This is a genomic window from Gordonia sp. N1V, from assembly GCF_029269935.1.
Lineage (GTDB): Bacteria > Actinomycetota > Actinomycetes > Mycobacteriales > Mycobacteriaceae > Gordonia > Gordonia polyisoprenivorans.
Window position 1 is genome coordinate 53872 of record NZ_JARJDD010000010.1, and the last position, 12939, is coordinate 66810.

General features: G+C 68.2%; 9 protein-coding genes. 4 read left to right on the forward strand and 5 right to left on the reverse strand.

All coding sequences use genetic code 11. The features are described 5' to 3' along the window. Nucleotides 1-38: 38 nt before the first annotated feature. The 4 genes from P3L18_RS14490 to P3L18_RS14505 all read right to left on the reverse strand — a co-directional run bounded on the left by P3L18_RS14490 (nucleotide 39) and on the right by P3L18_RS14505 (nucleotide 4963). Entirely contained in the window at nucleotides 39-1865 is a 1827-nt protein-coding gene (locus tag P3L18_RS14490) for a phosphoenolpyruvate carboxykinase (GTP) (RefSeq protein WP_276114444.1), read from the reverse strand. A gap of 310 nt (nucleotides 1866-2175) precedes the next feature. Next, entirely contained in the window at nucleotides 2176-2577 is a 402-nt protein-coding gene (locus P3L18_RS14495; RefSeq protein ID WP_276114445.1) for a DUF6802 family protein, read from the reverse strand. After that, a complete protein-coding gene (locus tag P3L18_RS14500) occupies nucleotides 2577-4124 on the reverse strand; it encodes a hypothetical protein (protein ID WP_276114446.1) in 1548 nt (515 codons plus the stop codon). Before P3L18_RS14500 ends, P3L18_RS14495 begins: the two co-directional genes overlap by 1 nt. After that, nucleotides 4121-4963: a hypothetical protein gene (locus tag P3L18_RS14505; RefSeq protein WP_276114447.1), complete on the reverse strand. Its 843-nt coding sequence runs from the start codon at nucleotides 4961-4963 to the stop codon at nucleotides 4121-4123. Before P3L18_RS14505 ends, P3L18_RS14500 begins: the two co-directional genes overlap by 4 nt. A gap of 190 nt (nucleotides 4964-5153) precedes the next feature. Between P3L18_RS14505 and trmB the strand changes: the two genes are divergently transcribed. The 3 genes from trmB to P3L18_RS14520 all read left to right on the forward strand — a co-directional run bounded on the left by trmB (nucleotide 5154) and on the right by P3L18_RS14520 (nucleotide 10348). Further along, nucleotides 5154-5927, forward strand: coding sequence for a tRNA (guanosine(46)-N7)-methyltransferase TrmB (trmB, locus tag P3L18_RS14510; RefSeq protein ID WP_276114519.1), 774 nt, complete (start codon nucleotides 5154-5156; stop codon nucleotides 5925-5927). Next, the gene (locus tag P3L18_RS14515) at nucleotides 5924-6649 is read left to right on the forward strand and encodes an NYN domain-containing protein (RefSeq protein WP_006369395.1); all 726 of its coding nucleotides are present in this window, start codon (nucleotides 5924-5926) and stop codon (nucleotides 6647-6649) included. The genes trmB and P3L18_RS14515 overlap by 4 nt, the downstream gene beginning before the upstream one ends. A gap of 114 nt (nucleotides 6650-6763) precedes the next feature. After that, nucleotides 6764-10348, forward strand: a complete 3585-nt coding sequence (locus tag P3L18_RS14520; protein ID WP_276114448.1) for an MMPL family transporter — start codon at nucleotides 6764-6766, stop codon at nucleotides 10346-10348. Nucleotides 10349-10352: 4 nt separating this feature from the next. Here P3L18_RS14520 and P3L18_RS14525 read toward each other — a convergent pair whose 3' ends face one another. Beyond that, on the reverse strand, nucleotides 10353-11642 hold the full coding sequence (locus P3L18_RS14525; protein ID WP_276114520.1) for an AI-2E family transporter: 1290 nt from the start codon (nucleotides 11640-11642) through the stop codon (nucleotides 10353-10355). 112 nt (nucleotides 11643-11754) lie between these two features. Here P3L18_RS14525 and P3L18_RS14530 point away from each other — a divergent pair, with 112 nt between their 5' ends. Continuing rightward, a complete protein-coding gene (locus P3L18_RS14530; protein ID WP_276114521.1) occupies nucleotides 11755-12912 on the forward strand; it encodes a YbhN family protein in 1158 nt (385 codons plus the stop codon). Nucleotides 12913-12939 lie beyond the last annotated feature (27 nt).

A 12939-nucleotide genomic window follows, 5' to 3' on the forward strand; every position in this document is an offset into this window, starting at 1 on the left:
CAGGAGTCCCGTGTCATCTCAACGGATGATCGAGGCTTTCACGCGAGGCGCTGTTTGAGCTGGTCGAGCTCATCGGACAGGCTCGTCGGCAGCTTCTCGCCGACGAAGTCGAACAGCTCCTCGATGAGCGGCAACTCGCGGCGCCATTCCTCGGGGTCGAAATCGAGTGCGGCAGCGAGGTCTTCGGCAGGCAGATCGAGGCCCTCGACGTCGATCTCGTCGGGCTTGGCGACGATGCCGATCGGGGTGTTGACGCCCTCGTTCTCACCTTCGATGCGCCCGATGATCCACTTGAGCACGCGGCTGTTCTCGCCGAAGCCCGGCCACAGGAAGCGACCGTCGTCACCACGACGGAACCAGTTGACGTAGAAGACCTTCGGGAGCTTCGACGCATCGGCGTTCTTGCCGAGGTTGATCCAGTGCGCGAAGTAGTCGCCCACGTGGTAGCCCATGAACGGGAGCATCGCCATCGGGTCGCGACGGACGGTGCCGACCTTGCCCTCGGCGGCGGCGGTCTGCTCGGAACCGACGGTGGCGCCCATGAACACGCCGTTCTGCCAGTCGCGGGCCTCGGTCACCAGCGGCACCGTGGTCTTGCGACGACCACCGAACAGGATCGCCGAGATCGGCACACCCTGCGGATCGTCCCACTCCTGCGCCAACGACGGGCACTGTGAAATCGGGGTGCAGTATCGCGAATTCGGGTGTGCGGCCTTGTGATCGGACGCGGGCGTCCAGTCGTTGCCGAGCCAGTCGGTCAGGTGCGCAGGGGTCTCGCCGCCGATGCCCTCCCACCAGATGTCACCGTCGTCGGTCAGTGCGACGTTGGTGTAGAGCGTGTTACCGGCCTCGATGGTCTTCATCGCGTTCGGGTTGGAGTCCTCGCTGGTGCCGGGGGCGACCCCGAAGAACCCGAATTCGGGGTTGATCGCGTAGAGACGGCCGTCGTCACCGAAGCGCATCCATGCGATGTCGTCGCCGACGGTCTCGGCCTTCCATCCGGGGATGGTGGGCTGGATCATCGCGAGGTTGGTCTTGCCGCACGCGCTCGGGAAGGCCGCGGCGACGAAATACACCTTGCTCTCCGGGCTGGTCAGCTTCAGGATCAGCATGTGCTCGGCCATCCAGCCCTCGTCGCGGGCGATGACCGACGCGATACGCAGCGCGTAGCACTTCTTGCCCAGCAACGCGTTACCGCCGTAACCCGAACCGTAGGACCAGATCTCACGATCCTCGGGGAAGTGGGTGATGTACTTCTCGGGGTTGCATGGCCAGGGCACGTCGGCCTGACCGGGCTCGAGCGGGGCACCCACCGAGTGCAGACCCTTGACGAAGAAGCCGTCGTCGCCCAGCGCCTCGAGAACCTTCGGGCCGACGCGGGTCATGATGCGCATCGACAGCACGACGTACTCGGAGTCGGTCAGCTCGACACCGAGCTTCGGGTCGTCGGAGCCGAGGGGCCCCATGCAGAAGGGGATCACGAACATGGTGCGGCCGCGCATGCTGCCCCGGTACAGCTCGGTCATCGTTGCGCGCATCTCGTCGGGATCGACCCAGTTGTTGGTGGGGCCCGCCTCTTCGGCGGTCTTGGCGCAGATGAAGGTCCGGGACTCGACGCGCGCTACGTCGGCGGGGTCCGACTTGGCGAGATACGAGTTGGGCTTGCGCTCCTCGTTGAGTTTGACCAGCGTCCCGGCCTCGACCAGATCTGCGGTCAGCCGCTCCCACTCCTCGTCGCTGCCGTCGGACCACACCACCCGGTCGGGCTGGGTCAACTCGGCGACTTCGGCAACCCATGCCAGCAAACCCGCATGTGTGGTCGGGGCGCTGTCGGGATCCAATCCGGGAATGGTTGCTGAGGTCATATCTCCTCCTCGGAGTTGGTCACCATCGATGGTGACCGGGGTACGGCGGCTTATCCCAAGGATACGGTCACCGAACGTCCGCTAGGTGGCGGGGTTAACAGATGCGGTATATGCCACATTTCCATAGGTCCACTTACGACAGCCGACAAACCCGAAACCGCCGTGACCTGGGAAGTCGCCCCGGAAAGGCGGCTTGAGATGCTCACGAAAGTCGATTCACCGCCCCTGTGGACGCCTCCGGCGGCCCCTGTGGAGCCCATCTGCCGGTCCGTTGTACGGCTTCCGAAGAACCCGTTGTACGGCCACGGAGTCAGTCGAGCCTGCCCGAATCGGTCGGTACCCAGGTGCGCCCGTCGGCGGCCAGCCGGTGCGCCTCGTAGTCGCCGTCGGACCCGATATGGGTGACGGTGTCGACCCGCCCGTCGTGATCGCGGTCGGTGTAGACGGTCATGCCGTCGGGGCCGGTCCGGGTCAACGAGTCGGCGACGCCGTCGGCGTCGGTGTCGACGTCGGCGGGACCGAGATCCCACACCCGACCGTCCTCATACATCCACAGGTGGTCGTCGGCGCCGGTGTCGGGTTCCTCACCGGGCAGCGGGGTGTCGGGGAGTCCGGCGAGATGGGCGGCGTCCTCGATCTCCGCATCGCCGTGCCACAGCCCGGCCGCCGCGTCGTCCGGGTCGCCACCCTCGCCCAGTACGAACGGTTCCATCACTGCTCACTCCTCGTGACCGCGGGTGCGGTGGTCGTCTCGGCCCATACCTTCGCCCGCGACGCCTCGGCCAGCCGTGCCGCAACGGTGTGCCGCAACCCGGCCAACCGGGCCGACTCCGCGGTGGCCCCGGACGGTGGCCCGGCGCGCAAGCGGCGCAGGGACGCGTCGATGTCGGCGACGTCGGCGGCGACTTGGCGGACCCGTCGTTCATGATGCCGGGTGATCTGCCCGGCCAGACGTGATTCGGCCTCGGTGCTCCGTGAGGCGATGCGTTGTTCGAGCCGACCACGAGCCTCCGTAAGGACCTCGGCCGAGAAGGACCGCAGATCGGTGCGTCGCGCAGCCGCCCGGCGAATCCGGATCACCCAGAACGCCACGGCCACGCCGATCACCAGGGTCAACGGCATCGAGATCCACTGCAGCGTGTGCACCGTCTCCATCGGCGAGACGATCAGGCGGCCGACGCCGACTCCGGTGGACGCCCCGATGAGCACCATCAGCGCGTCCTCGGCGCCGCGACGACCGGTCGGCGGGGCACGACGCACCGCCGACACCGCCTGTCCCGCCGGACCGGCTCCGCGACCCGGCTCGTCGCCGTCGACGCCGAGCAACGCGGTGGCCCCGACGGCCTCGAGCCGGTCGTCGAGAACGGCGTCCACCCGTGCATTGACCTGTGCGATCTCGGCGTCGAGCCAGGTCAGATGGGTCGCCAGCTCGCCGGGTGTGGCGTGCGCACAGCGACGGTTCGCCGCGGCGAGCAGCGCCCGGAACCCGGTCTGTGCGTCGGCGATCGTGGCCGTGCGGACCCCGGCGACGCCCGCGCGGACCGCCGCGAGCCGGTCGGTACGTCCGCGGTCGCGGGTGGCCACCAGAGTCCGTCGGCGACGCATCAGGTCGTCCGGGTCGGTGTGCGCAGTGGCGGCCGACGAGAGATGGTCGTCGCGGATACGCCGGTCCAGAGCCGTCACACACGCCGCGAGCCGGGCCTGCTCGATGCGTTGCTCGATCGGGCGCATCTGACCCTCGTGCATCCAGGCCACCAGGTCGGTCAGGCCGGACTCGTCGACCGCGCCGGCCAGCGCAGCCGCCGCCGATACCGCGAACACCGGGAGTTCCTCGGCGGGATCGAGAACGGCGCGCTGTGCGCGCAACCGTCGCGGCCATTCCCAGAATGCGTCGATTCCGGTGCACACCAGGGCAACCGTGCCCACCTCGGTCCGCAACCGCACGAACAGCTCGACCTCGTCGGCATCGAGGTCCGACGACGGACCCAGCACCATCAGGCCCGAGCCGATCCCACCGGTTCCCAGGCCGGAACCGGTCGCCGAGATCGGTAGGTCTGGGGCGACCGCCGCGCAGGCGGCCAGCAGATCGTCGACGGCCGAACCCACCGCCCCGGCCACTACGATCGAAGCCCCGGGCTCCGGCATGCACGTCGCGTCGAATCCCGTCGCCTGCCAGACCTGGTGGTAGATCCCGTCTGGGGTGATTCCGTCTGGGGTGATTCCGTCTGGGGTGATCTGCTGCGCAGCGGTGGCGTTCACCGAACCACCTCCGGCACGCGTAACAGCTGCTCGATCCCCTCGCGAGCGACGCCTGCAACCGCCAGACCCTCCAGACGATCGCGAACCACGCCCTCCCGACGCCCACGGACCTCGTCGACGCACGCGGCGACCGTCGGGACGAGCGCCTCGATGCCACTGAGCCGGTGCAATGTCGCATTGAGACCGTCGACGTCGGCCACCACACCCGCACCCATCAGGTCGAGAGCGGTCTCGATACCGAACCGGTCGAGGCGCCGCAGCAGACCACGTCGCACTGTGCGTTCGCGTCCGCCGGGATCGCCGACGAGGAAGTGCCCGGCCATCGACGGCATCTGCTCGTCGCGGGCGACGAGGTCGGCGAGAAAGGTCCATTCCGCCTCGGTGACATCGGCGCAGGCGAGAAGTGCCGAGACGGCAGTGACCGGTCGGCCCAGTATCCGGGCGGCATCGGCCGCTGCGTGCGCGGCGTCGCGCGGATCGGGGTGGGTGTCGGCCTTGCCGAGGACGACGATCGTGCGCTCGGCGGGCAAGGACGCCAGGATCTCGTGGTCGGCGGGGCGTACGGCGGCCACGATCACGTGCACCCAGAGGTCGGCGCCGTCGATCGCGTCGGGGTCCTCGCCGGGGCCGAGCGCGCCGACTCGCAACCGCTCCCGCACCGCCCGCGTCATGGTGTCGCGACCGGTGCCCGGGCGGCCGGTGACCGCGATCGTCAGGGCGCGCCGGTGATCGCGCGCCGCCGCCGACACCTCGGCGCGCACCGCGCCGGGCAGGGCGTCACACACCGCCGACGAAGCGCCATCGAGCACCTGCGCCAGCTCACCACGTCGATCGGTCATTCACCTCTCCCCCACATCTCCCCTGGTCTGGCAGCCTAACCCGGACAAGCCCGACGTGCGGCACAGAAATACACAGGCCCAGGGTGTCGAGGATGACCTCTCCACGGCGATAGGACACGATGGACCGGTGAACACTGACCGACCGGTGCCCCCTGCCGCCGACGCCACCGGGCGTGAGCAGGGTGAATCCATTCGGGACCAGCCCGCCGGTGAGTACGTCGATCGGTCCCGGCTGTACCCGCGGGTGACGAGCTTCCGGTTCCGGCGCGGCACCCTGACGCCCAACCAGCAGCGCAATTGGGAGACCCTGTGGCCCCGTCTGGGCCGCGATCTGGCCACCGGTGCCGATCAGACGCCGGAGCCGCCGATGGACATGGCCGCCGCGTTCGGCCGGGACGCGCCGCGGGTCCTCGAGGTCGGCAGCGGCACCGGGATCTCGACCGCGGCGATGGCGCAGGCCGAACCCGACGTCGACGTCGTCGCCGTCGAGGTCTACAAACCGGGGCTCGCGCAGCTTCTCGGCCTGATCGATCGGAGCGGTCTCACCAACATCCGGATGATCCGCGGTGACGCACTGGTGGTGCTGCGGGAACTGATCGCACCGCGCAGTCTCACCGGTATCCGGGTTTTCTTTCCCGACCCGTGGCCCAAATCCCGCCACCACAAACGCCGTTTCATCCAGCGCGGCACCGTCGAGTTGATGGCCGACCGCCTCGTCGACGGTGGGATCCTGCACATCGCCACCGACCACGCCGACTACGCCGAGTGGATCGCCGAGATCCTGGCCACCCAGGACCCGGCCGCGCCGCACGTGGTGCCGGCGACCCGCCCGACACCCATCTCGCTGAGCCGTCCGACGACGAAGTTCGAGGGACGCGCCGAACGCGAGGGCCGCGACGTCAACGAGTTCGTCTACGTCAAGCCGCCGCAGGACCCACCCACCAGGGCCGAGGAGAATCGATGAACGACGCCGCACCGACCCCGCCCGGCGGTCGATTCGCCGACACGATCGCCGGCCAGAGCGGCGCCCCGCGCATGCTCCTGGTGTGGGACGCACCGAACATGGACATGGGTCTCGGCGCGATCCTCGGCGGTCGGCCGACCGCGGCGCACCGCCCACGTTTCGACGCTCTCGGGCGGTGGATGCTGACCCGCACAGCCGATCTGTCCGGTCGACGCGCGGCCGGCGACGTGGAACTCGACACAGCCGCCGACGGCTCGGCGGCCGGGCATCCCGTGGAACCCGAGGCGACCGTGTTCACCAACATCGTGCCTGGTAGCGCCGATGTCGTTCGGCCGTGGGTGGAGGCCTTGCGCAACGTCGGCTACGCCGTGTTCGCCAAGCCCAAGGTGTCCGAGGACAGCGACGTCGACTCCGACATGCTCGACCACATCGAGTTGCGCAGGCACACTGTGGGGTTAGCCGGACTGATCGTGGCGTCTGCCGACGGGCAGGCGTTCCGGGAACCACTGTTGGAGATCGTCGCCGACGGTGTCCCGGTCACCGTGATCGGGTTCCGCGAGCACGCCAGCTGGGCGTTGACGACCGACGGACTCGAGTTCGTCGATCTCGAAGACATCCCCGGTGTGTTCCGCGAACCGTTACCGCGTATCGGCCTGGACTCGCTGCCCGACGAGGGCGCGTGGCTGGCGCCGTTCCGGCCGCTGTCGGCGCTTCTCCGGTGAGCCGGGTGGCACAACCGCAGTAACGAGGCGTCGGGGGCCTCACGAGCAGTACCTCAGGGAGAGCTCAGGAGGCGCTGCGACAATTCTTCCCCGGACTTTCAGAAAGGACTCGGCGTGTTCGGAGCCATCGGCACATTCGTCTATCGGATGCGCTTCGCCGTCATCGCCGTCCTGGTGGTGTTGATGGGCGGACTGGGGCTCTACGGCCTCGGACTCAGCAAGCATCTCAGCCAGAGCGGGTGGTTCGATCCGACGTCGCAGTCGTCGAAGGGTTCGGTCGTCGCCGACACCGCCCTCGGCCGCGATCACCGCTCCGACGTCATCCTGCTGATCACCGCCCCGCCCGGCACCAAGGTGACCGACCCGCAGATCAGCACGAAGGTCGAGAAATTCGTCGACGACCTGCTGACCAAATATCCGACGGTCGTGCAGCGCGCCTACAACGGCGACACCTCCACTCCGGAGGGCGAACAGTCGGCGCTGCGGAACAACCAGCAGGTCATCGACCCGTTCTTCACCCCGACCGATGCCGCGGGCAAGGCCGCGCAGGACATCGTCAGATCCCGCACGATCACCCCTGATCAGCAGCGGGCGTTCATCAGTATCGGTGTCGCCGGCAACGACGACACCACGGTGCTCAACAACTTCAAGACGATCGAGCCGTTCTTCGACAACATCGCGCAGCGCTACGACCTACCGGCCGGCACCACGTTCCAACTCGCCGGTCTGCAGCCGGTCGCCGGAGCCATGGCCCGCGGCATGGACGCCGACATCCACCGCGCCGAGATCATCGCCCTGCCACTGGTCGCGCTGATGTTGTTCTTCATCTTCGGTGGTGTCATCGCCGCCTGCCTGCCGGTCTTCATCGGCGGTCTGACGATCGCCGGCTCGCTGGGCATCATGAACGCGATCGCCCAGGTCACCGAACTGAACATCTTCGCCCAGTCGGTCGTCACCCTGATCGGTCTGGGCATCGCCATCGACTACGGGCTGTTCATCGTCAGCCGATTCCGAGAAGAACTCGCCGAAGGGTATTCGACGAAAGCCGCGGTACGAAGAACCGTGATGACCGCCGGTCAGACGGTGGTGTTCTCGGCGACGATCATCGTCGCCGCGATCGCGTGTCTGCTGATCATGCCGCAGGGCTTCCTCAAGTCGGTGGCCTACGGCGCGATCGCGTCGGTGTCGCTGGCGGCGATCCTCTCGATCACCGTGCTGCCCGCACTCCTGGGCATCCTCGGGCCGCGCGTCGACGCATTCTCGCTGCGCTGGATGCTCTCCTACACCCTGTTCCCGATCGTGCGGAAGTTCTCCCCGTCGGGCGCCGATCGGCTCGACCACCGCGTCGCCGACCTCACCGGCCGCACCAAGTCGCGGGAGGAGATCGAGAACGGATTCTGGGGCCGGCTCTCGGGCTGGGTGATGAAGCACCCGGTGGCCACCGCGGTACCCACCGTCCTCTTGCTGCTGGTATTGACGATCCCGTTCGGTGGCATCAAGTTCGGCGGTATCAGCGAGCAGTACCTGCCGCCGGACAATCCGAGCCGGGTCGCGCAGGAGGCTTTCGACAAGTACTTCCCGACCGAACGCACCGAGGACATCAAGCTCGTCATCATGTACGACGAGAACAACTCGTCGGCGGGTAATGCGATCTCGCAGATCGCCGACGAGGCCAACAAGGTCCCCGGCTTCACCAAGAAATTCAGCTCCTCCGCCGACGACGGCGCCCTCACCGGCAGCTACGGATCGTCGGGACTACAGGTGCTGCAGATGTCGGCGGGCCTGGTGAATCGGGACACCGCGGGTGAGGCGATCAAGGATCTGCGCAAGATCGATGTGCCCAGCGGTATGCGCATGTGGGTGGCCGGCACGCCGGCGCTCACGCAGGACTCCATTGATGCTCTGCTGCAACGACTTCCGTTGATGGCACTGATGCTCGTGCTGATCACCGGGCTGCTGATGTTCTTGGCGTTCGGGTCGGTGGTGTTGCCGATCAAGGCGGCGTTGATGTCGGTGCTGGGTCTCGGCGCCACGCTGGGCATCCTGACATGGATCTTCGTCGACGGCCATGGTGCCGGCATCGCCAACTTCACCCCCGGCCCGCTGTTCGCCGCGGTGCTGGTACTGATCATCGCGATTGTGTTCGGCCTGTCCACGGACTACGAGATATTCCTGTTGTCCCGCATGGTCGAAGCGAGACAGCGCGGCGCGTCGACCACCGAGGCGATCCGCGTCGGCACGGCGCTGACCGGTCGCATCATCACCGCGGCCGCCGCCATTCTCGTGGTGGTGACCGGCGCGTTCGGCCTGTCCGAGATCGTGATGATGAAGTACATCGCGTACGGCATGATCGCCGCACTCATCTTGGACGCCACCATCATTCGCATGCTGTTGGTGCCGTCGGTGATGAAACTGCTCGGCGACGACTGCTGGTGGGCACCGCGCTGGATGCGCACGCTGCAGCGCAAGATCGGCCTGGGCGAGATCATTCTCGACGAGGAACCCGACGACAAGCGTCCCGACGCCGTCGCGCCACGCGCGATCAGTGCGGGCACCCTGGTCTCGGAGGTCCCGACATCGGTGATGGCCGCAGCGCCGTCGGCGGCGGGTACGCGACGCCGCGCCGGGCGGGCCACCCCGCAAACCGTGGAACCGGGCGGACCCCGCAGGCCTGCCACACCCGCATCGGCCGCACCCTCATCAGCGCCGAACCGCGCACGGCCGCAACGGGTTCCCACCCAGAAGGTTCCGGCGCAGAAGGTTCCCACACCGCCGGCCACTGCACGACGCGGTCCGTCCGCACCTCCGTCGGGTGACATGCCTGCGCCGCGCATGACGACCGGCCCCCGTCCAGGGGCACCTCGGCCGGTGGCCTCGGCGCCCGCCGACGCACCGCCGGCCCCGCCGCGGCGCTACTCGCCGAACACACAGGACCGCCCCGATACCGGTGGGTGGAGCCTCGGCGAGGGCGGCATCCGCCTCAGTGCACCCGGACCGGTCGCAGGCGCAGCGGAATCGCCCAGCGCGCCAAGCACTTCGGGCGCCCCGGGCACGTCGGGCGCAGCACGGTCGCAACCACCGAGTACTCCGCAACCACCGAGCGCGCCGCGCCCCCGAACCGCACCGCCGGCGACAGGCCGGCCCCAGCGGGGCACTCAATCGCAGCCGGGTCACCGTGCACGTCCCGACCTGACCCGCCGTCCGCCGACACCGCCCTCAGCACCACCGCCCTCGGGACCTCCACCCGGCAGCGCGAGCGGGCCACAACCGGGACCGGGATCACCGCTGTCGCGTCGGCCCGAGCTCGACCAGACCGGCCAGCGTCCGCTGGCCGCATCGTTGAGCCCGGAGGAACGCTCTCGACGCGGTCGCCCGGCCCCCACCGAGGCACGTCCCGACCGCCCCTCACCCATGGATCGTGGTCTGTCGCAGGGATCGTCGCGGCTGGTGCCGCCGCGCGCCGTCAGTGATCCGACCACCGCGGACCCGACCACCACGGCCGACGTCCCCGATCCGGCGGCACCAGGTCGTACCGGACCCGATCGCGCGGGTGCGCCGTCCGCCGACGACCCGCGAGCCACCTCGCCGGGCCGTGACCGGACGACATCGGATCGTCATGCCCGCGACACCGAGGACGACGATCGGATCAGCGTGCACGAGTTGCTGCGTCGCAGCCGCAGCGGCCAGACGGCCGACTGAGACCTCAGGGCTTGCGGCCGGAATCCTCCGGGCCCGCGTCCGTGCGATCGGGGTTCTCGCGGTCCGGCTCCGGCCCGTTGCGGTCGGCGTCCGCATCGTCGTCGCCGATCTCCTCGGCGAGTTGTTCGGCGTCGACGATCGCCTGATCGAGATGTAATCGATCCCAGATCGGCGGATCGGGTGCCGCCTCGAACCCCTTGTCGCCCTTGATCACCTCGGTGAGCGGGGTGCCGCGCAGGTAGCGGATCGCGGTGTTGGCGAAGGCGATCACGGGCACAGCGAGCAGACCGCCGACGATTCCTGAGGCGACAATGCCCGCGCCGATCCCGAGGACCACGGCAACCGGATGCAATCGCACCGAACGACCCATCAGGAACGGTTGCAGCACATGCCCTTCGAGTTGCATGACGCCGACGAGGATCGCCAGCACGATCACCGCGGTCAGCCAGCCCTGGGTGACCAGCGCGATGATCACCGCGAGGGTTCCGCTGATCAGCGCACCGACGATCGGGATGAAGGAGAACAGAAAGATCACCGTGGCCAGCGGAAGCGCCAGCGGCACACGGAGAATCGCCAGACCGATCCCGATGCAGACGGCGTCGACGAGCGCGACCACGACGGTCGCACGCACATACGCCACCAGCGTGCCGAAACCGGCGACCCCCGCCGCGACGACCTTCTCCCGGGAGCCGCGCGGGATCAGATGCGCGCAGAACTCCCAGATCTGACCGCCCCCGTAGAGGAAGAAGATCATCAGGAAGATCATCAACAGCAGGCCGGTGACCAGCTCGGTGGCGGTGGTCGCGGTGGCGAGTGCGCCACTGGCGAGCTTTGCCTGATTGTGCTGCATAAGGTCGATGATGTTGTTGCCGAGATGATTGACCTGCGAGGGGTCGATACCCAATGGCCCGTTGGTTAACCACTTTCGCGTCTGGTCGATCGTCGCGACCACCTCATTGGTCAACTGCGGGAACCCACTGACGAAGGCCCGCCCGACAAAGGTCAGCACACCCGCGACCACGCCGAGCGCGGTGAGCATCACGATGACGACCGCCAGCGACCGCGGAACCCGACGGCGATTGAGGAAATCGACGGCGGGCACCAAGAACGCCGACAGCAGGATCGCCAATGCCAGTGGCACCGTGACCTCGTCGAACTTCTTGAACAGCCGACCCACGACGTAGATCGCCGCCAGGATCAGCAGAAGCCGCCAACTCCACTCGGCCGCCTTGCGGACCATCGGATGTACCGACGACCGGTCGAGGTCGGCCAGACCCCGACCCGGCTGGGACACACCTGGCTGGGACACACCTGGCTGGGACCCGTCGTCACCGTCGCCGGACGCGGAGCCCGCCGGGGAACCATCGTTCACAATTGTCAGCGTAGCGGTCGTTAGGGTGATGGCTATGTCATCGGAGCATCCGTCGGTCGGCGCGCATCCGGCATTGCGTCGCCGATTCTGGTGGCTCCGATGGGTATTGCTCGCGTTGGTGATCGCGATTCTCGCGGTCGAGGTGGTGCTGATCTGGCCAAAACTCGAGCAGGTCTGGCACCGAACCGGCGATCTGGACTGGGTGTGGCTGGTGGCGTGCATCGTCGCGGCCGTGCTCTCGATGGACAGCTTCGCCCAGGTCCAGCGGGCGCTGCTGCGCTCGGCCGGGGTACGGGTCCGGCAGCTGCAATCGTTGGCGGTGGTGCTGGCGGCCAACTCGTTGTCGCAGACGATGCCCGGCGGTCAGGTGCTGGCGCCTGCGTTCACCTATCGCGAAACCCGCAAGTGGGGCGCCACGCCGGTCGTCGCGTCCTGGCAGGTGGTGATGTCGGGGTTGCTGGCGGGCGTGGGTCTGGCCGTCCTCGGTTTCGGCGGCGCGGTGCTCGCGGGCGCCAAGACCAACCCGTTCTCGCTGATGTTCTCCATCGTCGGCTTCGTCGCCGTCGCGCTCGTCCTGCAGTACCTGGCCACCCACCCCGAGTCGCTGCAGTCCACCGGCGAACGGGTTCTGGGCTGGTACAACCATCTGCGCAACAAGCCCGAGGACTCGGGCCTGGAGCGGTTCAACGAGGTCCTCGAACAGCTCCGCGCGGTGCAGTTGACCCGCCGCGACACCACCATCGCGTTCGGCTGGAGCCTGTTCAACTGGGTCACCGACATCGCCTGTCTGATGTTCGCGTGCTGGGCGGTCGGCGTGCACCCGTCGATCTCGGGGGTGATGGTCGCCTACGCCGCCGGCAAGGCGGTGGGCACCGCGGTGCCGCTGCTGCCCGGTGGGATCGGTGTCGTCGATGCGGTCCTGGTGCCGGCGTTGACCACCGCGGGCATGCCGGCCGCGGACGCGCTGACCGCCGTGCTGGTCTATCGGATCGTCAGCTACGTGCTGATCGCAGCAATCGGATGGGTCGTCATCCTGGCGAAGTTCCGGACGGGTATCCGCGACAAGGGAGAACTCGAGGCCACCTACGACCGCGAACGCGAGATGGTGATCGACGAGCTCGAGGAGCACGACGAGCCCGGCACATCCGACCAAACACCGCGCGCCGAGGGCCGCGGTGGATCCTCCGAATGACGGAGCGAGTTCGGCCTGACGAGGATT

Bases quoted from the DNA above. Each gene is read 5' to 3' on its own strand.
- P3L18_RS14505 (WP_276114447.1), bottom strand. From the start codon at position 4,963: ATGACCGATCGACGTGGTGAGCTGGCGCAGGTGCTCGATGGCGCTTCG.
- P3L18_RS14495 (WP_276114445.1), bottom strand. From the start codon at position 2,577: ATGGAACCGTTCGTACTGGGCGAGGGTGGCGACCCGGACGACGCGGCG.
- P3L18_RS14515 (WP_006369395.1), top strand. From the start codon at position 5,924: ATGAACGACGCCGCACCGACCCCGCCCGGCGGTCGATTCGCCGACACG.
- P3L18_RS14530 (WP_276114521.1), top strand. From the start codon at position 11,755: ATGTCATCGGAGCATCCGTCGGTCGGCGCGCATCCGGCATTGCGTCGC.
- P3L18_RS14490 (WP_276114444.1), bottom strand. From the start codon at position 1,865: ATGACCTCAGCAACCATTCCCGGATTGGATCCCGACAGCGCCCCGACC.